Source organism: Bacillus sp. JZ39 (genome assembly GCF_053903145.1).
The window spans coordinates 2976997-3001256 of the sequence record NZ_CP096389.1; the positions used below are offsets into that span (position 1 = coordinate 2976997).

Genomic DNA, 24260 nt, shown 5'->3' on the forward strand with positions numbered 1-24260 from the left:
TTTTTACCATGTTTCTATTTTTGTAAATTTCTGAGTGCATTACGATATTCCGTATCATTTATTACTTTATATGATTTGACAGTTGCCTTCGACAAACCTTCTGCTGAAACGGCCGGTTTTTCCGGAGCTGTTTTCGCTTTATCATGTGGTTTATGTGCCAGCTTGTGCCCCATTCCAGTGGCATTCATACAAAATGACAGGCAGACGAGCAGCACGCTAAGGATAAAAGAAATGAAGAAGAGATCATGATAAGCAGTCATCATAGAATCCTGTACCGAACCGCTTTGTCTGGCAGCATCTTTTTTCGTGAAAAAGCCGATGAGAATAGGAACTCCCATATAGACAAACAATCTTAAAAACTGAACAGCTGTCATTCTCTTGACCAAATCAGGCAGCGGGCCTCCCATGGCAGCTCCCATCAGCCCTGCGGCGACTGTCAGGCCTGTTCCCGCTGCAAGCATGATAAACAGTGCCGCGAACATATAAAGAGATGATCGATCCTGCATATGCAGCCATTGAAAATTCACAAAGACGAGAATGAGTCCGCCGATAATACCGAGCATCCCTGGTCCGACTTTATCATAAAACAGAGCGCTCAAAATGGCCGCGATCGCCACTCCGATTAAAAGAGTCAAGTTTAAAAGAATGAGATGCTCCTGAGAAATATCATACATTTGACGGAGCAAGCCTTGAAAAGCAGACAGGCTGACAGCTACCGTTATCGTCCCTGCAGCTATGATCAATAAGCCAAGCACCGGTTTTGGCAGCAGCATCAGTTTAATAGATATGAATGGGTTTTTCACTTTATATTCCACAATCAATAGACCAATGAGCAAACATAACGTCACCCCGAAACCAATCCATACATAACCCGATGACAGCCCCCATTTTTGCAGAAAAATGAATGAAACCGCTGAGGCTGCGGCAAGGAAGACAGATAAAAGAATTCCCGCATGATCAAGCGGCTGTTCTTGATCCGTCGCCCCGTGATGCTCGTCATGAAGAAAGAAATAGCTCACCGCGACACCGATCAGGGACAAGGTGCCAAAGATGAAAAACAGCCATCTCCAATGCCCGCAGCTTGTTGCAATGGTTCCAAGGATTGTGCCGATGATAACAGAACCATAGAATCCCCCGATCAGTACAAGCAGTGCATAGTTCCTGCGTTCAATCGGGAATGACAGTACAAGCATTGGAATCATAATCATCAGCATGACACCTGTTGCCGCTCCCTGTAAAAAGCGTCCTGCCGCCATCCATGCAACATCGCTTGAACATGCGATGAGCAGTGAACCTAGTATAAAGACAGGTAATGAAGCCAGATAGACGGGACGAGCACCGAATTTTTTCCTCAGCAACGGTCCTGCCGGAACTAACAAGGCAAAGGCCATATTGCCGATCAATATCGGATTTACTGATGTGAAGACACTTGTTCCAACCGCTTTCTGAACAAGGCCTTGAACTGACGACAATGCCGTGTTAGACATCAATCCCGGCCCGACCGCTAAGACGGCGAGCAAAGAAATCACCCAATAGTGTTTTGTCTTCATGTTGTCATCCCTTCCTATATGAATACATGCGAAACACATCATTTTTTGAAAACAAAAGAAGCTAATAGATTTTGCATACCATTAGCTTTCATTCTAATATTCTCCCTTTCAGGGGAAATGATATTATTTTATTATAATTATGTGAATGAATGAGCATATAATCAAATATTATTTCAAATCGATTGTGTTTTGTCAATGGAGTAAATTTCAAGCACAACATAGAAATCTTGAAAGCTTTTCCCCGATATTGTGTCTAGAACTGCACTTATGAATCCCTGCTCGTTCCCTCAAGCGAATTAAAGCAGGCCGTTTTAACCCTTTCAACCCACTATTCCCACTAATAAACTCGGATAAGTTGGTGATAAGACAACATTTTGGCCGCACATTTTTTTGTGTTTACTGGGCGTTTGCCGCCTCTAAATTGTATATGGGTAAATACCATGAATTAACCTATGAAATACCAATGTAAGGAAATTCTAAATATTCCGGGAGGCAAAAACGAATGGAACTGTATGAGTGTATCCAAGACATTTTTAGCGGCTTGAAAAATCCATCGGTTAAAGATTTAGCAACGTCTTTAAAACAAATTCCAAACGCAGCAAAATTGAGTCAACCGTATATTAAGGAACCAGACCAATACGCTTACGGCCGAAATGCCATCTATCGAAATAATGAATTGGAAATTATCGTGATTAACATTCCGCCAAACAAGGAGACAACAGTACACGATCATGGTCAATCCATTGGTTGTGCAATGGTGTTAGAAGGAAAGCTTCTTAATTCTATTTATCGTTCAGCCGGCGAACACGCAGAACTCTCCAATTCATACTTTGTCCACGAAGGAGAATGCCTTATTTCAACCAAAGGTTTAATTCACAAAATGTCCAATCCAACATCCGAACGAATGGTGTCTCTTCATGTCTACTCCCCTCCTTTGGAAGACATGACGGTCTTTGAGGAACAAAAGGAGGTATTGGAAAATTCATGATTGACAGATAAACTGCTCACTTTGACTTCGCTCAACTGGAGGATTCAGAGAATGAAACCTTTTCCTCAAAACAAAAAAACCCTTATAGAATAAGGGTTTACAGGTATGGAGCCAAGGGGGCTCGAACCCCTGACCTCTACGCTGCCAGCGTAGCGCTCTCCCAGCTGAGCTATGGCCCCGTATGTAACGTCATGTTTATTATAGATGATTTTATTTTGAAAAACAAGCTGTTTCCTCTTGAATTGACAGAAAAAATAAGGCTCGTAAAAGAGCCTTATTTTCGACTTACATCATGATCAAAAGTAAAATCACACCGAGAATAATTCGATAGATTGCAAATGGGACAAGTTTGATTTTGTTAATCAGCCTTAAGAAGAAACGGACGACAAACAGTGCGACCACAAAGGCACAGATAAAGCCGACGATGAAAAACGGCATCAGATCCGAGCTTAAGCTGTCCCAATGCTTCACAAGGCTTAGAAAGCTGGCTCCCATCATGATCGGCATCGCCATAATAAACGTAAAGTCGGCTGCAGCTCGGTGGTTTAATCCGAGAATAACACCGCCGGAAATGGTTGAACCCGAACGCGAGAAACCCGGCCAAAGGGCAAGACATTGGAATAAGCCGACGGCTATCGCCTGTTTATAGGAAATGCGGTCGAGTGTGTCTGTCGCTGTTTTCCGTTTATTGACCCAGTCAGCAAAAAGCATCAGGATTGCCCCGGCAATTAAACCGATGGCCACAGTTTTAACGGAAAATAAATATTCATCAATGTAATCTTCAAACAAAAAGCCGAGAACAGCTGCAGGCACGAGTCCGACGGCAATTTGGGCAATGCTTAATTTATGTCCCTGCTCCTGGTCGCTTGTAATATTTTTTTTCAAGCCCAGTAAATTTAAAATTCGGTCTTTAAACACGATAGCTACTGCTAAAATGGAGCCTAGCTGAATAACCACCTTGAATGAGTTAGCAGCTTCTTCTGACATCAGATTACTTGATTTAAGCCAGATGTCGTCTACTATGATCATATGTCCTGTCGAAGAAACCGGCGCGTACTCTGTTAATCCTTCTACGATTCCTAAAATGGCGGCTACAAACAATTCCCATAGAGTCATGATTTTGATTCTCCCCATTAGACATTTATTTTTTTACATAACGGGAGCTTCCCATAAATGGAAAGCCCGTCTTATATAACTATAAACGAAAATCACACTTTATGCCCCGGCGTATTTTCATTTTTTTCTTCATCGTATAAATGTGACTGCATTTTAAACCAGTCAAATAAATGTGTCGTAATGACTTTGGCAACTGCATAGCCAGGAATGGCAAGAATGATTCCAACAACACCAAACAGCTTGCCGGCTGTTAACAGCAGAAAAATAATCGTAATCGGATGGATGTGAAGGTTTTTTCCCATAATTTGCGGAGAGATCAGCTTCCCTTCAATCAGCTGAACAATGGTCCAAACAATCACCAACTTAAGCAGCATGAGCGGCGATGTCACTATGGCAATGATAATCGCAGGCGTAATGGCAATCGTTGGCCCTAAATATGGAACGATGCTTGTGCAAGCCGCAATGACTGCAAGCAATGAAGCATAATCCAGCCCGATAATCAAATAACCGATAAACAGCAAAAACCCGATACAGAAGCTGACAATGATCTGGCCTCTGATATAAGAGCTTAACCGATGATTCATTTCGCTTAAGACTGTATATGTCTGTTCTTTCAATCGAGTCGGCACAAACTTCAGTATGTAGACCGGTAATTTTCTTCCGTCTTTTAGCAAATAAAATAGAATAAACGGAACCGTGACGATCGAAATGATAATCTCAGTCAGTGCGCCGATAAAATTCCCAACACCGGTAAAGGTGCTGTTCACGATCGTCGCTGCCTGATCCGAAACCTTTGTAGCAAGATCAGATATATTAATGTTCATCGTTTGCTGGGCCTGATTGACGAAGTTGCTGCCAATCAGCTGTTTCGTCTGATTTTCTACGACGTCCACATATCTCGGGATATTGTCAATCAAACTCATAATTTGTTCTTTTAAGAAGGGAATGATCGACACGATCGTGATCGTGATCAGCCCGATAACCAATAGGTATAGCAGCAATATAGAATAGATTCTTCTTATTCTTCTTCTCTCCAGAAAATCGACGACTGGGTTTAACAGATAAAAAACAATGCCTGTCAAAATAATCGGAAGTGATATCGTTTTGAGCAGAACAATAATCGGGGTGAAAATAAATGATGTTTTTGTAAATACTAGAATATTTAAACCAATCAGCAGCAGCACAAGCAAAAATAAAACAAACTTATTATCCAAGAAGAATCGCTTGAATCTGCCGCTCCATGTTTGCAACGTCTCCACTATCGTTCCTCCGTCATACATAGTTTAATTAAATTGTACACTATCGTCCCTATAATGAAAAATAAAAACCGTTAATTGCTGGAAAAGCTTTCTCGGTTTTAACATTCTATTTATATCTATCATGTGATTTTGTTCTTTTTAAGCTATAATTTAGCTATATCATACAAAAGGAGCGATACGAGTGATACGTTTTGCAATAATAGGAACCAACTGGATTACAGACCGCTTTCTTGAGTCAGCAGCGGATATCGAAGATTTTCAGCTGACTGCTGTTTATTCAAGATCGGCTGAACGCGCTGGCGAGTTTGCTGCTAAACACAACGCTGCGCATGCCTTCTCAGACCTTCAGGAAATGGCGGCGAGCGATTGCTTTGATGCCGTATACATAGCGAGCCCGAACGCTCTTCACAAGGAACAAGCCGTTCTCTTTATGAACCATGGCAAGCATGTGCTTTGTGAGAAGCCGTTTGCTTCGAATACAAAAGAAACAGAAGAGATGATCTCAGCGGCTAAGGCAAACGGCGTTGTTCTCATGGAAGCAATGAAGACCACTTTCCTGCCGAATTTCAAAGAGCTGAAAAAACACTTGCATAAAATCGGCACTGTCCGCAGATTTACCGCAAGCTACTGCCAGTATTCCTCACGATATGACGCGTTCAGAAGCGGAACTGTTTTGAATGCGTTTCAGCCTGAGCTTTCCAATGGGTCATTAATGGATATTGGCGTCTATTGTATTTATCCGGCTGTTGTGTTGTTTGGCGAGCCGAAGGATGTAAAAGCAAACGGATATGCTTTATCCTCCGGAGTGGACGGAGAAGGAACTGTCATTCTGTCTTACGACGGGTTCGAAGCTGTTCTGATGCATTCCAAAATCTCTACTTCCTATGCCCCGGCTGAAATCCAGGGTGAAGACGGGACGATTGTAATCGATACGATTCACCGGCCTGAACGTGTTGAAATCCGCTACCGGGACGGCCGCCTTGAAAACATCGCGATCCCTGATCCTAAACCGGCGATGTTCTATGAAGCAGAAGAATTTGTCACGCTCATAAAAGAGAATAAGCTGGAATCTGAAGAAAATACATTTGAACGGTCTTTGACCACCGCAAAAATTATGGAAGAAGCAAGAAAGCAAATGGGGATTGTATACCCTGCTGATCAAGCTTAAAAAAATCCGCCCGCGTGCAAATGCCGCGGCGGATTTTTTATTAGACAATCGGAGAAGATGCCTTCCTTTTTAAAAGCACCTGTTGCTCATATTCTTTGATGTCATGAAGCCATGCCTCTTTTACCGGAACGCCCATTTGCTCACAGTAGGAATCCCAGATGGCTCCGAAAGGATATGTTTTGAATTCCTCCATCAGGGCCAGCCTTTCTGTATAGCGGCCCTCTTCCTGCAATTGTTTTAAATATCCGTTCGGGAGAAGCAAGGCATACAATAAAGCTTTGATCATATTTCTCGTTCCGATGGTCCAGGCGGCTACACGGTTAATGCTGGCATCGAAAAAATCCAGACCGATGGCGACCTTCTCAAGAGCATGATTTCGTACAATTTCAAGAGCGATTTCTCTCAATTCATCATCCAAAACCACTACATGGTCGCTATCCCAACGAACAGGCCGCGATACGTGCAAGGCAAGCTTGTCTGTGTAAAGCAGCATGGACGAGATTTTGTTCGATACCGTCTCAGTCGGATGGAAATGGCCTGTATCAAGTAAACAAAGCTTATGATTCGTCAAAGCATAAGCTAAATAAAATTCATGAGATCCGACAACATATGATTCGGAGCCAAGCCCGAACAGCTTGCTCTCGATTGAATCAAGATTATGTTGTTCACTGATCTCCTCTGAGAAGATCCGATCCAGTGATTCTTTTAGTCTTTTACGCGGTGTCAGCCTATCACTCGGGATATCCTTATAGCCGTCGGGAATCCAAATATTCGTCAAGCAAGGTGTTCCTAATTCTTTCCCGAAGTATTCCCCGATACGGCGGCAAGCGATGCAATGCCTGATCCAAAATTCTCTGATGTCCGGATCAGGGTGTGAAAGGGTGAGTCCGTCAGCCGCTTTCTCATGCGAAAACAAGGTTGGATTAAAATCTAAACCGAGACCAAGGTTTTTTGCCCATTTCACCCAGTTTTCAAAATGCTGCGGCTTCAATTCGTCACGTTCTACCGCTTCCCTGTTTGTTTCTGCGTATATCGCATGCAGGTTTACGCGGTGCTTTCCAGGAATGAGAGAAAGAGCCTTCTCCAAATCTCTTCTTAATTCTTCAGGAGTTTGCGCTTTTCCGGGATAATTGCCAGTCACGTCAATTCCGCCTGAAAGCTCGCCCTTATTTACTTCAAAGCCTTCAATGTCGTCACCCTGCCAGCAATGGATCGAAATGGGCACTTGCTCTAATTGCCGAAGCGCCTCTTCAACATCAATTCCCCATTTTTCATATGCCTGTTTTGCACTGTCATAATTGGCTTTTATGGTCATACGGCTCTCTCCCTTTATCAGTTTTTTAATCCAAATAAAAAACTTCCTTTAGATCTATCGCAACAGGACTGAAATCCGAATTTGTTTTCATTAATGGCGCCATCGATTTCCACCATCTTTGGCAAACTTCCGTGTCCGCCATCTTTCTCCATTTCTCTTCATCCTCTATTTCTAAATATGCAAAAAGCCGGCCTGTTTCCTCATCTAGAAAAATGGAATAATGGTGTGCTCCATGAGCTTTGAGTGCTTCTGCCATCTCTGGCCAAATGTCATCATGCCGCTGGTTGTATTCTTCGTACTTGTCTTGATGGACAAACATGATACTGGCTTTTCTTTTCAAACCTTTTCACCTCTTCATCATTTAGATAGCGCTTTCAAAACGGTTTGCTGAAAGGACTGAATGATGGTGCTTCTGTCAATGTCTTTAGGTGTAAACACTTTGATCGGAAAGGAATTTCTGACGACTTGCCGGGCTTCTTTTATGTCTTTGACTTCTTTGGCAGCAATCATTTGCATCAAAAGATTTCCGGTGGCAGTTGCCTCTATCGGCCCTGCATATACCGCTTTTCCACTCATGTCTGCCGTTAATTGATTTAAGAAATCATTCCGGGCTCCGCCGCCGATGATATGAAATTGCTCGATCGGTTTTTCTGTGATTGTTTCGAGCTCTTTGATGGCTATCGCATAGATGATGGCTAAATTGCTGTAGATGCAGCAGGCAAGTTCGCCTGCAGTACGGGGAATCTTTTGGCGGGTTTGTCCGCAATAATGTTGTATTTCCTTTATCATGTTTTCTGGATTCAGGAAACGTTTATCATTTAAGTTTATAAATTGCTGGAATGGTTCTGTTTTTTCGGCTTCTTCTGCAAGCTGCTGGAAAGAGTAATCTGCTTGTAACTGCTGTCTGACTTCTTGTATCACCCACATGCCGATAATGTTTTTGAGAAAGCGAATGGTGTTGTTTGCGCCGCGTTCATTTGTATAGTTGTTTTCTAAAGCAAGATCAGTTATTATCGGTGTTTTGTTTTCAACCCCGATTAACGACCATGTTCCGCTGCTGATATACGCCCAGCCATCACTTACACCAGGCGCCGCGATGACGGCCGAGGCCGTATCATGTGTTGCGACTGTCATCACCTTGCACGCCGGGAGATCATAATCCGGGAACCACTCATTTCTTAGCTTCCCGAGTTCACACCCCGGTTCAGTGAGCGGCGCAAATTGCTGTTCCAGAACAGACACGGCTTCAAGCAATTCAGGATCAAGATTTCCCGTTGAGACGTTTAAAAGCTGTGTTGTGGACGCGTTTGTGATTTCCGTTACAGCTTTTCCGGTTAAACAATAGCCTAAATAATCAGGAATCATCATAATTTTGTCTGTCTTTTTCAGCAGCTCACGGTCTTCTTCAAACAATTGATAGATCGTGTTGAAAGGCTGAAATTGTATTCCTGTTTTTTGATAAATTGCGGCTTTTGAGAGGGTATGTTCCAGTTTGTCTATTGTGTGATCTGTTCTTCTATCACGGTAGGAGATTGCTTCCCGCAACCGATCTCCTTTTTCGTCCAGTAAGACATAATCGACTGCCCATGTATCAATGCCTACGGTGCAGTGTTCATACCCAAGCGTCTTTACTTTTTGCAGTCCTTGCAGGATTTGTTTTAGCAAATGATCAATATCCCAAAAGCAATGCCCGTCTCTTTGACTGAAACCGTTAGCGAACCTGTGAATCTCTTGTATGTCAAGCTTCCCTTCATTCAGTTCACCTACCATGATTCTCCCGCTTGATGCGCCTATATCAATGGCAGTATAAATCATTTTTTCACCCTCTCTTCGAAAGAGGAACAGCTGTCACCTTCACCTTTTTGTCCTCAAGAGCTTTTACCGATGCCGGATCAAGTCCAGAATCCGTAATAAGGCGGCTGACATCTTGCAGCGAGGCTATATGTGAAAACTCGCGGTTCCCCCATTTGCTTGAATCGGCCATCAAAATGGTCTGGTCCGACCTTTCGATCATCCGTTTTTTGAGCAGCGCCTGCCACTCATTTGAATCACTCATCCCGTTGTGTACGTCAAATCCCTTACATGACAGAAAGGTTTTATTGACATGATAGGTCTCAAGTGAACGCTCTGCTAACGGGCCGGCAAATGATAATGATTTTTCCAGCAAAATGCCGCCTGTTGAAATGACTGATATGTTTTCTTTATTACTGAGTTCAATAGCTGCTTTCATTGAGTTTGTAATCACGGTGAGCTCAATGTCAGGGAGTATTTTTGCCATGTACCAAGCGGTTGTGCTTGCATCGAGAATGATTCGGTCTCCGCTTTTTACATATTTGGCCGCTTCGTGAGCGATGGCTTTTTTTTCGATGACATTCGTGATTTCCCGTTCAGAAAAATGAATTTCTGATTCCTTCTGCTGAATACTGACCGCTCCTCCGTGGCTCCGGCTGAGTTTATGTTCTTTTTCAAGCTTTTCAAGATCACGCCGAATGGTTTCCTCTGTGACTGAAAATATGTCACTTAATTCGGAAACGCGGATGCTTGAACGCATATTTACTATTTCCACTATTTTTTGCTGCCGTTCTGCTACTAGCATCGGTAACGCCCTTCCTCATATCGTAGTCCGTCTTATATTTTTATCATAGCATATATCTAACGCGTAAAAGCAGCAGGGACGCCGCCGTCTACCGTGATCATGCAGCCCGTTGTTTTTTCGGCTTTGGAAGAAGCGAAGAATGCAATGGCTTCGGCAATATCCTCCGGGTAAATATTGACGAGCAATGCTGTCCGTTTCCGGTAATGCTCCTCCAGCTGATCCGGTTCAATCCCGTACGCCGCGGCTCGTTCCTCACGCCAGCTTGAACCCCAGATTGCCGATCCTTGAAGAACTGCATCAGGCAAAACGGAGTTGACCCTAATGCCGAATTCTCCGCCTTCTGCTGCGATGCATCTTGCTAAATGGGTTTCAAGCGCCTTAACAGAGCTGTAGGCAGAGGCGTTTTTTCCCGCATAAACCGAATTTTTCGATCCGACAAATACCATGCTTCCGCCTCTATTTTGATGTTTCATCTGTTTAAACGCTTCACGGGCTACAAGGAAATAGCCTGTTCCTAAAACATTCATATTAAGATTCCATTCTTTTAGACTTGTTTCGTCAAATGGGCTTGATGTGGCCAGCCCGGCATTATTGACGACGATATCAATGCCGCCGTAAGCAAGCGCCGCTCGTTCAAAAGCTGACTGTACGTCTTCCTCCTTTGTCACATCCATTTTGACAGCCATTGCACGCCCTTCTCCGTACGCATCGTTTATTTCCCCGGCAATTTTCTGTGCACCTTCTATATTCAGATCAGCTACGATCACGTGCCCTCCCTCAGCTGCAAATCGGCGGCATGCTGCACTGCCGATTCCGCCGGCTCCTCCAGTTATCAACGCTACTTTTCGGGAAAATTCTGCTTCCGGCGGGGCCAGCGTGAGTTTATATAGTTCGAGCGGCCAATATTCGACATGGTAGGATTCATTTTCATGTAAAGAAACAAATTGCCCCAGAGCGGTTGCTCCTTTCATTACGGCGATGGCCCTCCGATATAAATCCCCGCTTACTTTAGACATCGCATAACTTTTTCCTGTATTCACCATTCCGATTCCAGGAATCAATATCACCCGCGGGGCGGATTCAAAGATTTGATCCCCATCCTGCTGATTGCGTGTAAAGTAAGCCTGGTACTCTGATGTAAAGGTCTCGACTCCTGACTTGATCAGATCTGCAAGCTTGTGCACATCTTGAGTTTCCGGATTCCAATCAATGTACAGCGGAACCCGTTTTGTGTGAACAAGGTGATCCGGGCATGCCGCACCGATTTGCGAAAGTGCTGGCGCTTGGACACTGTTTACAAATTCCAAGACATCGTCATGATCATCATAGGAAAGGATCATTTTCTTTTCTTCACTTACTGCTCCTCTGATCACAGGCATGATGCCTGCCAAGATTTGTTTTCTTTTATCCTCCGGCAGCGGCTGATACCTTTTGCCTCCGAATACCTCATGCTGATTGATACGATCGTTAATATACTGCTCGGCTTCTTGAATGATGGATATCGTTTTTTGATAACATGTTTCAGACGTCTCTCCCCAAGTGACTAAGCCGTGTTTCTCCATTAATACAAGCTCGGCGTGGGGATTGTTTGCTACGCCTTCAGCGATCATTTTAGACAAAGTAAATCCAGGACGGACGTATGGCACCCATACAAACCGATTTCCGTAAATGTCTTCAGCGATTTGTTTTCCATTATCCGCACAGCATATGCTGATAATCGCATCTGGATGGGTATGGTCAACATGTTTGTATGGCAAAAAAGCGTGTAATAGCGTTTCAATTGAAGGGCGGGGATGTTTGCTGTCTGTCATACAATGAGACAGGTAGTCTACCATTTCTTCATCGGGCATTTGGTCCCTTTTAATCAGCGGGCGGATATCATCTAATTTCAAACCGGAAAAGTTATGCGCTTTCATTGTTGCCAAATCCGAACCGCTTCCTTTTACCCACATGACTTCTATTTCACGGCCTCTAAAATCCTTTTCCGTTGTTTTCATAGATGTATTCCCCCCGCCCCAGTTGCAGACAGTGCGGTCTGACCCGATCAGATTGGACCTGTACACCAATTCCTCTACACCTTTAGGCAGCTGTGCAGCTCGCTCTGAATCCCATATATGTTTCACCATATTTGATATTCCTCCATACCCTTTTATTTGTATCCGTTTTCATTATATATGATTTCTGTTTGTTTTTGAATCGTTTTTGTTTATTTTTGATTTTTAACAAAAAAAAGAAAGCAGCAGATATGCCGCTTTCTCGTTTCATTATGATTCTATTTTAAATTTCTTCGTAATGTCCTGAAGTTCTTCCGCCATGTTTGCCAACGTTTCCGCTGAAGAGCTGATTTCTTCCATGGACGCAAGCTGTTCTTCCGCCGAAGCTGCGATATCCTGAATGCCTGCTGAGCTTTCTTTCGCCACTGCAGAAATATCTTCAACAGCACTTGACACTTCCTGTGATCCGGCTGACAGTTGTTCAACCGTCGCGTTCAAGTTTTGCAATTCGCCGGAAATTTGGGTTGTCATCTCATAGATTTGTTTAAAGCTTTCTGCTGTTTGATCCGTAATCTGCAAGCCTTCTTTCACTTCATGATTCACGGATTGGAACATTGAAAGTGAGGTGCTGATTTCCCTGACAATCTCTTGAATTAATCCTTCAATTTCCTTGGCGGAGTCTGCTGATTGTACAGCAAGTTTTCTAACCTCTTCCGCAACTACTGAGAAACCTCTTCCGTATTCTCCCGCTCTTGCCGCCTCAATCGCAGCATTTAATGCAAGCAGGTTGGTTTGATCAGCAATGCCATTAATCACATTCAAGATGCTTGTGATGTCTTGCGATTTTGTTTCAAGGCCCTTCACAACCGCTTCCGCTTTTTGAACGGATTGGTCAATTGTTTTCATCTGGCCGACTGTATGCTCCACCAGCTTTTCTCCGCTGCCCGCTGCCTCAGAGGACTGAATCGATGATTTCGTAATGGTTGAAGAGGCTTGAGCCACTTTTGAAATCCCCTCGTTCATTTGAGAAAGATGATTTGAGCTTGTTTCCAGTTTCTCGCTTTGTGCCTCGTTGCCATCTGAGAACTGTTCGATGGCAAGTGTAATATGTTCAGTTGCCTTGCTTGTTTGGGCTGCGCTTGCTGTCAGCTCCTCAGAAGATGAAGCGACGTTTTCTACAGACGTTTGAATAACGCCGATTACAGAACGCAATGATGCAGACATTTCATTAAAGCTTTCGCCAAGCTGGCCAAACTCGTTTTTCGAGTGAATGTCAATGACTTCTGTGAGATCTCCGCTGCTGATTTTTGCAGACGTTGAGACAAGTTTTCTTAACGGCTTGGTGATAGCACTGATAATATAGAGTATGAGTATGCCGCCGATTACTATTGACACGCATAGAATGATAACCGCAGTGTTCAGCACCGGGCTTGAAGCATCTTGCAATTCACTGACAAAATATGTGCCCGCGATTTTCCAGCCAGTCAGTTTATTTGTCGTAAAGGCCATTTTCTTTTCTTTGCCTTCGAATGTATATTCAAATGAGCCTTCTTTTTTGGAATATACTTGGTTTGTCCAATCGCCGGAACCGGTTGTCCCCGGCTTAATGGTCGGATGGGCGATATATTTTTTGTTGCCTGTCGTAATAAATGCAAAGCCTTCTTTTCCGATTTTGATTCTTTTTGATGCAGTAAGCACTTCATCCAGGTTTAAATCTAGCGCTATAACCCCTGAACCGTCTTTTAATTGTTTTGAAATTGTGACAACGATATCTCCTGTCGCTTCATCGGTATACGGTTCTGAGAAAACAGCTTGTCCTTTTTCCGCAACCGCCTGTTTGTACCAGTCACGTCCTGTCGGATCAAAGCCTTTCGGAACACCGCTATCCGGATATTTATAAAGCTTCTTATCTTCTGAGGCAGCATAGATTGCGCCTACATCGTCGTTAAGTGTCGTGTACTGCTTAAATTTCTCTTTCAGTAATGTTTTGTTTTTGCCTAACAATATGTCTTTATCAACTGTCTCACTATAATAATCTATTGCTTTTACTTTATCTTCTAATTTATTTTGCAGCGTACTGTTTAGTTCTTCAACATTTCCCTTCGCACTGCTTATGAGCTCTCTGTCTAACGCGTTCCAAGCTGATTGATAACTGAAATATGCTAAAACCCCAACCGGCAAAATAAGCACTGCCAGAAACGCAGCGATTAGCGGTTTGCTGATCGATGGCTGTTTGATCCATTGTATGAATTTTCCCATTCTTATTGACTCCTCCTTTAAGATAAATCTAATATCGTCAAACTAGGATAAAAGGTTTAATAAAAAAACTAAAAAAAACACCCAAGCGCAACAAGCTTGGGTGTTAAGGCTTATTATTCGATTTTAAATCGTTTGGTCATATCCCGAAGCTCTTCCGCCATAGAGGAAAGGGTCTCTGCAGATGAGCTAATTTCTTCCATGGAAGCTAGCTGCTCTTCAGCTGACGCCGCGATATCTTGTATATGCGCTGAGCTTTCTTTTGAAATCGATGCAATGTGCTCAGACGCTCCCGAAACTTCTTCGGAGCTGGCAGAAAGCTGCTGAACCGTCGCACTCATATTTTGCAGTTCGCCGGCGATTTGGTTCGTCATTTCAGAAATGCGTTTGAAGCTCATTTCTGTTTTATCTGTGATGTCAAGTCCTGTCTGCACCTCTTGATTGACAGATTGGAACATGCCGAGTGATGTATTGATTTCCTTCACAATTTCGATGATTAATCCTTCAATCTCTTTTGCTGAATCTGCTGACTGTACTGCCAGTTTTCTTACTTCTTCCGCTACAACGGAGAAGCCGCGGCCGTACTCGCCTGCGCGCGCTGCTTCAATTGCTGCGTTTAAGGCAAGCAGGTTCGTCTGGTCTGCGATGCCGTTGATCACACGCAAAATGTTTGTAATATCTTTCGATTTCGTTTCCAATCCGCGTACGACTTGCTCCGCTTCTTTAACGGACTTGTCAATGACATTCATTTGGCCGACGGTTTGATGAACAAGCTTGCCGCCTTCACTTGCAATTTCTGTCGATTGAACAGATGAATCAGTGATCACTTCAGAAGCTTGAGCCATATTCGTCAACCCGTCATTCATTTGATAAATGTGCTCTGCTGCCGTTTCAATGTTTTCGTTTTGTTTTTCATTGCCGTTAGAAAATTGTTCAATCGCCAATGTAATGTGCTCTGTTGCCTTGCTCGTTTGCGCAGCTGATGCAGTGAGCTCCTCAGAGGAAGCGGCAACATTATCTACGGAATCCTGGATGGCGTGTATGAGAGAACGAAGTGACGATGCCATATTGTTAAAGCTTTTGCCAAGCTCGCCCAATTCATCTTTTGAACGGATATCAATGGTTTCCGTCAAATCTCCCTCGCTGATCCGCTTAGAGGAACCGACAAGCTGTTTCAGCGGTGTTGTAATCGACCGAATGATCAAAGTCATGACGATAATCCCTATGATAATAGCTGCGGCCAAGACAATTAAAGCAAGGTGTAGGACAGGCTGGGCTGCCTCATGGATTTCATCCAAATACATGGTGCCGCCGATCTTCCATCCCGTCAACTTGTTTGTGTCAAAGGCCATTTTTTTCTTATCGCCATCCATGGTGTATTGAAAATCGCCTTTATCAGCACTCAACATCTTATCGAGCCAGTCGCCTTTTAATTCAGTTCCTGATTTTTCATTCGGGTGTGCGACAACTTTTTTGTCCTTCGTCATGATAAATGCGTAGCCTTGTGTGCCGATGTTGACTTTTTTGGTTGTTTTCAGCAGATTTTCAATCGTCATGTTGATTGCGATAACGCCTGAACCATCTTTTGTCTGCTGGGCGATTGTCACAACCATCGTATTTGTCGACGCGGTTTTATAAGGGTCTGTGATCACGACTTTCCCTTTATTTGCAACCGCTTTTTTGTACCAGTCGCGTTCAACCGGATTATAGCCGCTTGGCATCGGAAGATCCGGATAGCGGGTAAAGTGTCCTTTTGTGTCGCTTGTATAAATGGATTCTACATCCTTGTTAAGGCTGATATATTGTGAGAATTTCTCTGCAATGCTTGCATTGCTTTTTGCATTGTATTTCTCTTTTGTCAGCCATTCGCTGAAATAATCAGCACTGTTTTCTTTTTCGCCGATGCTGGTGTTAATGATTTCGTTTAATTGCTGTACATTTTCCAATGCGCTCCCCATCATCTGTCTGTCGAGTGAGCTGCTAGCCGATTGATACGCAAAGATCGCCAATATGACAACCGGTATGATGAGGATCGACAGAAAGGAAACGAGAAGCTTCCGTGTAATTGATCTTTGTTTTATGAGTTGGAGTATTTTTTTCATCATTCATTTCTCCTTTTTTATGCTACCCTTCATATCGGCTGGAAATGGGTAAATATATACAGCAAAAAAGAAGAAATTTAACAAAAGTAACTAATTTCCCATAAATAAATAGTATTTTAGACCTATTATTTATCTACTTTAAATTGTTTTGTCAGATCACGGAGTTCTTCAGACATTCTTTCAAGCGTCAGTGCAGATGAACTAATCTCCTCCATGGAAGCCAGCTGTTCCTCAGCTGAAGCGGCGATATCTTGGATGCCATCCGAGCTTTCCTTAGAAATGGCTGTGATATCATTTGAAGCTGCGGAAATTTCTTGAGCTCCCGCTGACAGCTCCTCAACCGTCGCATTCATGTTTTGCAGCTCGGAAGCAATTTGATTGGTCATTTGCGATATATGTTTGAAGCTCTGTTTAGTTTCATCCGTCATGACAAGCCCTGTTTCAACTTCTTTGTTTACGGACTGAAGCACGTTCAGTGATGTGTGAATTTCTTTTACTATTTCACTGATCAGCGATTCAATTTCTTTTGCTGAGTCAGCCGACTGTACCGCGAGCTTTCTCACTTCCTCAGCGACGACTGAGAAGCCCCGGCCGTATTCACCCGCTCTGGCAGCTTCAATGGCGGCATTTAAAGCCAAAAGATTGGTTTGATCCGCAATGCCGTTGATGACACGCAAAATATTCGTGATATCCTTTGATTTGATCTCCAGCCCTTTCACCACTTGTTCCGCTGCTTTTACGGAATGGTCAATTGTGTTCATTTGGCCGGCTGTTTTCTGGACGAGTGTCTCCCCTTTGCTTGACACTTCGGTTGAATCTGCGGATGTTTCTGTAATCACTGCTGCAGCCCGCGCCAGCTCTGCCAATCCGTCATTCATTTCATTAATTTGTTCGGTTGTCGTTTCTATTTTCTCGCTTTGGCTTTCACTGCCGTTTGAAAATTGCTCGATAGCCATCGTAATGTGCTCAGTGGCTCTGCTTGTCTGGTCTGCCGATGCAGTCAGCTCTTCAGACGAGGAGGCAACGTGTTCTACTGAGTCTTTGATCCCGTGAATGAGCGAGCGAAGCGAGTGTGCCATATGATTGAAGCTCTCACTCAGAACGCCGAGTTCATCTTTTGAATTGATTTCAATCGTTTCGGTTAGATCGCCTTCACTAATTTTTTCAGCGGATGCGACAATGCGTCTCAATGGCTTTGTGATGGATCGAATCACAAAATAAATCGCCGTCATTCCAGCTCCGATGGCAATCGCCAGAACGATTGAAGCCATGATCAGAACCCTGCTTGCAGCATCGTGAATCTCGTTTGCATACATCGTGCCGCTGATTTTCCAGCCTGTTGTTTGGCTTGTTGCAAATGCCATTTTTTTCTTTTTGCCTTTGTACGTATATTCAAAGTCCCCGCTTTTATCCTTGTAGAGCTTATCAACCCAGTCCCCTTTTAGCTCTGTTCCCGCTTTTTCTCCGGAGTAGGCGATGACTTTCTTGTTTTGGCTCAAAATAAAAGCATAGCCTTCTTTTCCGATATTGATTCCTTTCGCGGTAGTGACTAAGTCATCAATTTTCATATCAATGGCGACAACGCCTGACCCATCCACCGTTTGACGGGCGATGGTGACGACCATTTTTCCTGATGAAATCGATTCATAAGGCTCAGTGACAATTGTTTTGCCTTTATTGGCCATTGCTTCTTTGTACCAATCTCGTTCCAAAGCATTAAAGTCGCTTGGCATGTCAGCGTACGGATAACGTGTGAAGTCCCCGTCTTTGCCGCTTGAAAATACCGCAGCGACATTATCATTCATTTGGATAAATTGTTTAAATTCCTGTTTCAGCTCTGTTTTCTTTTTATCCTGAAATTTTTCTGCTGTAGCCCAATCGCTGAAATATGCGAGGCTTTTTTCAGTCGTGCTGATTTTATCATCAATGATGTGATCTAATATCTGAACATTTTCCTTTGCGCTTTGCGTCATCTGTACATCAAGTGAGGCAACTGCTGATTGATAAGCGCTAACCGAAAGGGCGGTTATCGGAACAATTAAGATCAGCAGGAAAGAAATAATAAGTCTCCTTGCAATTGATGATCTGCGAATAGTGGTGAGTGTTTTTTTCATTTCCTTTTGAACCTTCTTTCAATAATTTACAAATTATATCGGCGGATCTTCCTTTAAATTACATTGAAAATGGAGGAAAAAATGAAAAATAGTTCTAAATTCACCTGTTAAACTAGGACTTTATTATTGTTTACCATATAAAAAAACAGCGCTTTGATAGCGCTGTTTTTCGGTTTTTACTCGATTTTAAATTGTTTCGTCAGATCGCGAAGCTCTTCTGCCATCTGCGCAAGAGTCGTCGCTGAGGAACTGATTTCTTCCATGGAAGCAAGCTGTTCTTCAGCTGATGCGGCAATGTCCTGGATGCTTGCCGAGCTTTCTTTCGACACGTCTGCAATGCCGCTGACTGCTGCTGAAACATGCTGTGAACGGTCTGACAGCTGCTCGACGGTGGAATTCATCGTCTGCAGCTTGCCCGCGATTTCGTTTGTCATGCTGAAAATGCTCTGGAAGCTATCTTTTGTATTGTCTGTGACAACAAGTCCGGACTGTACTTCCTGATTGACCTCTTTAAACATGTGAAGAGAGGTGTCGATTTCTGCGACGATTTCTTGGATCAGCTTTTCGATTTCTTTCGCTGAATCGGCTGATTGGACAGCCAGCTTGCGCACCTCCTCCGCTACGACAGAGAAGCCGCGTCCTGACTCTCCGGCACGCGCCGCTTCAATGGCTGCATTTAGTGCAAGCAGATTTGTTTGGTCAGCGATTCCGTTGATGACTCTCAAAATGCTTGTGATGTCTTTTGATTTTCCTTCTAAGCCTTTGACAACAGCTTCAGCCTGCTGAACAGATTGATTAATCGAGTTCATTTGTCCGACTGTCTGCTGCACAAACTTCTCACCCGTTCCGGCGATTTCCGTTGATTGGATAGATGCCTTTGTAATATCTGACGATGTTTGTGAGACTTGCTGGAGTCCTTCATTCATTAAGTTCAGCTGATGAGAGCTGGATTCAACCTTTTCGCTTTGCTCCTCGTTTCCGTTTGAGAACTGCTCAATCGCCATCGTAATATGCTCGGTGGCTTTACTCGTCTGCCCGGCAGATGCGGTAAGCTGTTCGGAAGATGCGGCCACATTGTTCACCGAGTCCTGAATAGCGCTGATCAGAGAGCGGAGAGATTGTCCCATTTCATTGAAGCTTTCCCCAAGCTCCCCTAGCTCATCCTTTGAATGAATTTCGATCGTTTCGGTCAGATCCCCCCTGCTGATCGTTTTCGATGATTGAACAAGACGTTTTAACGGTTTTGTAATCGAACGAACGATAAATAGAATTAAAATTCCGCCTGCCACAATGGAAGCAATCAGCACAATCATTCCTGTTGTCAGCACAGACTTTGAGGCATCCTTAATTTCATCCATATACATTGTGCCGGCTATTTTCCAACCAGTCAGTTCGTTTGTAGTATAGGTCATCTTTTTATCTTCGTTATTAAGAGTATACTGGAGTTCACCGCTGTCATTCGCATACATTTTGGCTACCCAGTCGCCTGAAAGCTTTTCTCCAGCCTTATGGTTCTTGTGAGCGACATAGGTTTTGTTTTTTGTTGCTATGAAAGCATAACCTTCTTTTCCGACCTTGATTTGTTTCATTTGTTCTAACAATTTATCAATGGTAATATCCATGGCGACAACGCCAGATCCGTCCTTCAGCTCCTGTGCAATGGTAATGACCATGCTTCCGTCACTCGCAGCCACGTAAGGATCTGTCACGACAATTTCACCGCCGGCCTTCATCGCATCCTGGTACCAAGGCCGTTGTCTCGGGTCGTATCCTTCCGGCAATTTTTCTTTTGGCGCTTGTACATAAGTGCCGTTATCTGCGCCCCCATAAATTCTGGCTACTCCTTGATTAATAGATACATATTGTGAAAATTTAGCTTTGATCTCTTCTTGATTCGATTTCCCTTTGAATGCGGATCTTTTAAGAGATTCACTGAAAAAGGTGACTGCTTTCGCTTTTTCTCCCAGATCATTTGTAACAGTTGTATTAAATGTATCGACACTGTTTTTCGCATTTCCCATAATTTCCTGATCCAGCTTTCCGCTGGCGCTTCGGTAAGAGCTAAATTCTAATATAAGAATAGGGATAATGAGAATCGCAATAAATGAGACGATTAATTTCTTTGAAATAGACGGTTTCTTCAGCCAATTGATAAAAGTCTTCATGTCACTTGCTCCTTCAGGTTTGATACAGTATATATCGGCTGCTTAAAAAAGTTTTAAAATAAAAAATGGAAGAAGTTCTTTTTGGCTGTCTTCTGCCTTTTTAACTTTCATTGCCCAAGCTCTTTGCATATCTTATAAAAAACAAGGGGGGCTAAACATGATTATTGTATCAGGACAATTGCTCCGTCCCCAGGATATTGAAAATTGGCAGATTGATCAAAATCTGAATCCGCTCTTAAAAGAGATGATTGAGACGCCTGTTCAGTTTGATTATCATTCAATTGCTGAACTGATGTTTGAGCTTAAACTGCGGATGAATATTGTAGCAGCGGCAAAGACGCTGCACAAAAGCGGGGCGAAGTTTGCCACTTTTTTAAAAACATACGGGAATACAACGTATTGGAGGGTTTCACCGGAGGGCGCCTTGGAGCTGAAATACAGAATGCCGCCTTCAAAAGCGATTCGTGACATTGCAGAGAACGGCCCGTTTTATGCGTTTGAATGCGCAACCGCAATCGTTATCATTTATTACTTGGCCTTAATCGATACAATCGGAGAAGATAAATTCAATGCCAGCTTTGACAGAATTATTTTATATGACTGGCATTATGAGAAATTGCCGATCTATACGGAAACAGGACACCACTTTTTCCTTGGAGATTGTTTGTATTTTAAGAATCCTGAATTTGATCCGCAAAAGGCGCAATGGAGAGGCGAAAATGTGATTTTACTGGGGGAAGATAAATATTTTGCCCATGGTCTTGGAATCTTAAACGGAAAGCAAATTATTGATAAGCTGAATTCTTTTAGGAAAAAAGGAGCCTTACAGTCAGCCTACCTTCTGTCTCAGGCGACCAGACTGGATGTTCCGTCTCTTTTCCGCATCGTCCGCTAAAAAGCCCCATCGCCTATTTTCCGGACGATGGGGTTTCAAATGCCTTTCGTTTTCGATAGAAGGGGGCTGTGCCGAAATATTGGTTCGCAGCCCACTCCATTTTTTCAAGGTCATTTCTTGTCACGATTGGATCCTGGCTGCTCCATTTGATAAAGCGGACAAAATAGTAGCCTTTGATAGGAACCATTGTAACTTTTGAGTGAGGCCAGCCTTCAAATACAAACTCAATTTTCCCTCTTTTTTTATAAGAATATTGAAGAATGTTCATATCTGTCACCTCAGTTTATCAAGTTACGTTCGGCAAAGCTCGGTACGTTTACATCCATTGATTGACTATCCCTCATGCAGGCTTTCCTGAAAACAAAGGGTGAGGCGCGTGTCTCTTTCCCTCGCTTTTTATTTCGCATTGTGACAAGCCCTCCGGCTCCGGCTATCGGCGCTTGTTCAGCGATCATGCTTTTGTCATAAAAAACAGCCTATTATCCCATTATTTTGATATAGCATGTCCGGGTACGAGGGCCGTCAAATTCGCAGAAATAAATGCCCTGCCACGTTCCAAGAATGAGCCGGCCGTTTTCCACAATGACATGCTGTGAAGCTCCGACCGTACTCGACTTCATGTGTGCAGCTGTATTGCCCTCCATATGGCGGTCCAGCTCATGTTCCCACGGATATACCTCATCAAACCTTCTGAGCATATCTTTTTTGACGTCCGGATCGGCATTTTCATTAATTGTAATGCCCGCAGTCGTATGCGGACAGTAAATCAGCGCTGCGCCGCTCGTTATACCTGTTTCTTGAAGAAATGCTTCCACCTCCCGGGTGATATCAATCATTTCATCTCGTTTGGTTGTTTTGATTTGCAGTGTTTTCAGCATTTGTTTCTCCTTTCGTTTGTCCGCTCTCATCGCTTAATTCGTTCTGTGTTCTTTTTTTTCCTGTTAAACCGCTCTCATAAACCCGATAAAACAAAAAAACTCCAGTCTAAGGCTGGAGTTTAGCACCATAGATATATTCTTACTTCATACGGCTTTAAGAGTACTGATGTCATATGCTTGTGCGGCTCTGTTTCAATATTTGACAAGACGAGTGCATCTGATGACAATGGCAATCCAGAGTGCCTGAACAACGCCGGTGTTCCTGTCAGATTGGCCGCAATCAGTGCAGTATGGCTCTCGTTTTTCCGAAGATATGCAAAGATTTGCTGATCTTCCGGTAAAATGAGCTCGTATGTCCCGTTAATAAAAACATCATATGTTTGGCGCAGCTTGATCAAGCTTTTGTAAAAATGGTAAACGGATGTTTTATCGTTTTTTTGCGCCTCGGCATTCAGCCATTTGTAATTCTCATTGATTCCGATCCACGGTTTGGCCTCAGAAAATCCGGCGTATGGACCAGCATTCCATTGCATCGGCGTTCGCGAATTGTCTCTTCCCTTTTTCCAGACAATCTTCATCACATCCTCGTGTGATGTGCCTTTCGCTGTTTTTGTTTCATACAGGCGTTTCATCGCGACATCATCATAGTCCTCAATAGATGGAAAAGCCACGTTCGTCATCCCGAGTTCCTGTCCCTGATAAATAAACGGTGTGCCTTTCATGAGAAAATAAACAGCGGAAAGCGCTTTTGCACTTTCTTTCAGGTACACTCCGTCGTCTCCCCACACAGAAACTGAACGGGGCTGGTCGTGATTCTCCATAAACAAAGCATTCCAGCCGATCCCTTCCAGACTGTCCTGCCAGTCAGTTAAAATTCGTTTAAATGCAACGATATCAATACTTTCATTGATCTCTACATCCCACAGGCCGAGATGCTCAAATTGAAAAATCATGCTGAATATGCCGTTTTTTTCTCCAGCCCAATCAGCTGCTTCTTTTGCAGCGACGCCGTTTGCTTCACCAACTGTCATAATCGGATAGCGGGAAAATGTGTTTTCCTTCAGCTCTGTTAACAAATCCATAATGCCGTCAGCATTCATATGATAAGGAAAGGAAGGGACATAGTCCAGCCCCTTTGGATTCGGCATGTCGGGAAGCCCTTCTTTTTTCTTAATATGCGTAATGGCATCCACCCGAAATCCGTCAATTCCTTTATCAAGCCACCAATTGATCATGTCATAAACGGCATTCCTCACCTGTTCATTTTCCCAATTCAAATCAGGCTGTTTTTTATCAAAAAGGTGCAGATAATACTGGCTTGTCTCTTGATCATACTCCCAAGCCGGCCCGCCGAAAATGCTTTCCCAATTGTTGGGCGCTTTTCCGTTTTTGCCGTCTTTCCAAATATACCAGTCGCGCTTTTCCGAGTGTATGGATGAACGGGATTCTATGAACCATGGATGTTCGTCGCTTGTGTGGTTCACAACGAGATCCATAATCAGCTTCATCCCCAGATCATGAATGTCACCAAGCAGTTCATCAAAATCTTCCATGGTGCCAAACTCGCTTAATATGTTTTGATAATCCCGGATATCATAGCCATTATCAGCATTCGGTGAGTCATACAGCGGGCAAATCCATATGACGTCAGCGCCCAGCTCTTTTATGTAAGAAAGCTTGGATCTGATTCCTTGAATATCCCCAATTCCGTCGCCATTTGAATCTTTAAAACTGCGGGGGTAAATTTGGTAAACAACGGCTTCCTTCCACCAAGCCTTTTTCATACAGCCACTCCTTCCCAGTGTACCGGTCTTATATATCCTATGTAGAAAAAAGGCTACACAGCATTGCTTTTTAAGAAATG

At 43.4% G+C, this 24260-nt stretch carries 19 protein-coding genes and 1 tRNA gene; 3 read left to right on the forward strand and 17 right to left on the reverse strand.

Annotation, left to right across the window (positions count from 1 at the left end; genetic code table 11):
* Positions 1-14 precede the first annotated feature (14 nt).
* The gene (locus M1D65_RS15340) at positions 15-1550 is read right to left on the reverse strand and encodes an MFS transporter (protein ID WP_456270608.1); all 1536 of its coding nucleotides are present in this window, start codon (positions 1548-1550) and stop codon (positions 15-17) included.
* Positions 1551-2052: 502 nt separating this feature from the next.
* Between M1D65_RS15340 and cdoA the strand changes: the two genes are divergently transcribed.
* The gene (gene cdoA, locus M1D65_RS15345; RefSeq protein ID WP_021480465.1) at positions 2053-2538 is read left to right on the forward strand and encodes a cysteine dioxygenase; all 486 of its coding nucleotides are present in this window, start codon (positions 2053-2055) and stop codon (positions 2536-2538) included.
* A 106-nt stretch (positions 2539-2644) separates the two neighbouring features.
* Here the strand turns inward: cdoA and M1D65_RS15350 are convergent.
* From M1D65_RS15350 to M1D65_RS15360, 3 genes are all read right to left on the reverse strand, one after another.
* Positions 2645-2717: transfer RNA gene (locus M1D65_RS15350), tRNA-Ala, on the reverse strand.
* A gap of 106 nt (positions 2718-2823) precedes the next feature.
* On the reverse strand, positions 2824-3654 hold the full coding sequence (locus M1D65_RS15355; protein ID WP_014477785.1) for an undecaprenyl-diphosphate phosphatase: 831 nt from the start codon (positions 3652-3654) through the stop codon (positions 2824-2826).
* A 92-nt stretch (positions 3655-3746) separates the two neighbouring features.
* A complete protein-coding gene (locus M1D65_RS15360) occupies positions 3747-4913 on the reverse strand; it encodes an AI-2E family transporter (protein WP_003244365.1) in 1167 nt (388 codons plus the stop codon).
* A gap of 181 nt (positions 4914-5094) precedes the next feature.
* Here M1D65_RS15360 and iolU point away from each other — a divergent pair, with 181 nt between their 5' ends.
* Entirely contained in the window at positions 5095-6081 is a 987-nt protein-coding gene (gene iolU, locus M1D65_RS15365; RefSeq protein ID WP_041850599.1) for a scyllo-inositol 2-dehydrogenase, read from the forward strand.
* A gap of 40 nt (positions 6082-6121) precedes the next feature.
* On the opposite strand, the gene rhaA is transcribed toward iolU, so the two are convergent.
* From rhaA to mcpB, 9 genes are all read right to left on the reverse strand, one after another.
* Entirely contained in the window at positions 6122-7396 is a 1275-nt protein-coding gene (rhaA, locus tag M1D65_RS15370) for an L-rhamnose isomerase (protein ID WP_043940183.1), read from the reverse strand.
* A 25-nt stretch (positions 7397-7421) separates the two neighbouring features.
* Complete coding sequence (gene rhaM / locus M1D65_RS15375) at positions 7422-7736, reverse strand: L-rhamnose mutarotase (protein ID WP_021480470.1); 315 nt, start codon at positions 7734-7736, stop codon at positions 7422-7424.
* Between the two features lie 17 nt (positions 7737-7753).
* On the reverse strand, positions 7754-9211 hold the full coding sequence (gene rhaB / locus M1D65_RS15380) for a rhamnulokinase (RefSeq protein WP_456270609.1): 1458 nt from the start codon (positions 9209-9211) through the stop codon (positions 7754-7756).
* Between the two features lie 4 nt (positions 9212-9215).
* Positions 9216-9992, reverse strand: a complete 777-nt coding sequence (rhaR, locus tag M1D65_RS15385) for a rhamnose catabolism operon transcriptional regulator RhaR (RefSeq protein WP_009968057.1) — start codon at positions 9990-9992, stop codon at positions 9216-9218.
* A gap of 56 nt (positions 9993-10048) precedes the next feature.
* Positions 10049-12118, reverse strand: coding sequence for a bifunctional aldolase/short-chain dehydrogenase (locus tag M1D65_RS15390; RefSeq protein ID WP_456270610.1), 2070 nt, complete (start codon positions 12116-12118; stop codon positions 10049-10051).
* A 138-nt stretch (positions 12119-12256) separates the two neighbouring features.
* A complete protein-coding gene (gene tlpB, locus M1D65_RS15395; protein ID WP_456270611.1) occupies positions 12257-14245 on the reverse strand; it encodes a methyl-accepting chemotaxis protein TlpB in 1989 nt (662 codons plus the stop codon).
* Between the two features lie 113 nt (positions 14246-14358).
* A complete protein-coding gene (mcpA, locus tag M1D65_RS15400; protein ID WP_456270612.1) occupies positions 14359-16347 on the reverse strand; it encodes a methyl-accepting chemotaxis protein in 1989 nt (662 codons plus the stop codon).
* Between the two features lie 122 nt (positions 16348-16469).
* Entirely contained in the window at positions 16470-18458 is a 1989-nt protein-coding gene (gene tlpA / locus M1D65_RS15405) for a methyl-accepting chemotaxis protein TlpA (RefSeq protein ID WP_003243846.1), read from the reverse strand.
* Positions 18459-18634: 176 nt separating this feature from the next.
* The gene (mcpB, locus tag M1D65_RS15410) at positions 18635-20623 is read right to left on the reverse strand and encodes a methyl-accepting chemotaxis protein McpB (protein WP_456270613.1); all 1989 of its coding nucleotides are present in this window, start codon (positions 20621-20623) and stop codon (positions 18635-18637) included.
* Between the two features lie 157 nt (positions 20624-20780).
* Here mcpB and M1D65_RS15415 point away from each other — a divergent pair, with 157 nt between their 5' ends.
* The gene (locus M1D65_RS15415) at positions 20781-21518 is read left to right on the forward strand and encodes a protein-glutamine gamma-glutamyltransferase (RefSeq protein ID WP_003228904.1); all 738 of its coding nucleotides are present in this window, start codon (positions 20781-20783) and stop codon (positions 21516-21518) included.
* A 13-nt stretch (positions 21519-21531) separates the two neighbouring features.
* On the opposite strand, the gene M1D65_RS15420 is transcribed toward M1D65_RS15415, so the two are convergent.
* The 4 genes from M1D65_RS15420 to M1D65_RS15435 all read right to left on the reverse strand — a co-directional run bounded on the left by M1D65_RS15420 (position 21532) and on the right by M1D65_RS15435 (position 24180).
* Positions 21532-21786, reverse strand: coding sequence for a hypothetical protein (locus M1D65_RS15420; protein ID WP_003244393.1), 255 nt, complete (start codon positions 21784-21786; stop codon positions 21532-21534).
* A 211-nt stretch (positions 21787-21997) separates the two neighbouring features.
* Entirely contained in the window at positions 21998-22396 is a 399-nt protein-coding gene (locus M1D65_RS15425; RefSeq protein WP_032726779.1) for a secondary thiamine-phosphate synthase enzyme YjbQ, read from the reverse strand.
* Positions 22356-22490, reverse strand: a complete 135-nt coding sequence (locus tag M1D65_RS15430) for a hypothetical protein (protein WP_003243642.1) — start codon at positions 22488-22490, stop codon at positions 22356-22358. The genes M1D65_RS15425 and M1D65_RS15430 overlap by 41 nt, the downstream gene beginning before the upstream one ends.
* Before the next feature lie 25 nt (positions 22491-22515).
* Positions 22516-24180 (reverse strand): glycoside hydrolase family 13 protein, encoded by a 1665-nt coding sequence (locus M1D65_RS15435; protein WP_032726780.1) that lies wholly within the window; start codon positions 24178-24180, stop codon positions 22516-22518.
* Positions 24181-24260: the final 80 nt, after the last annotated feature.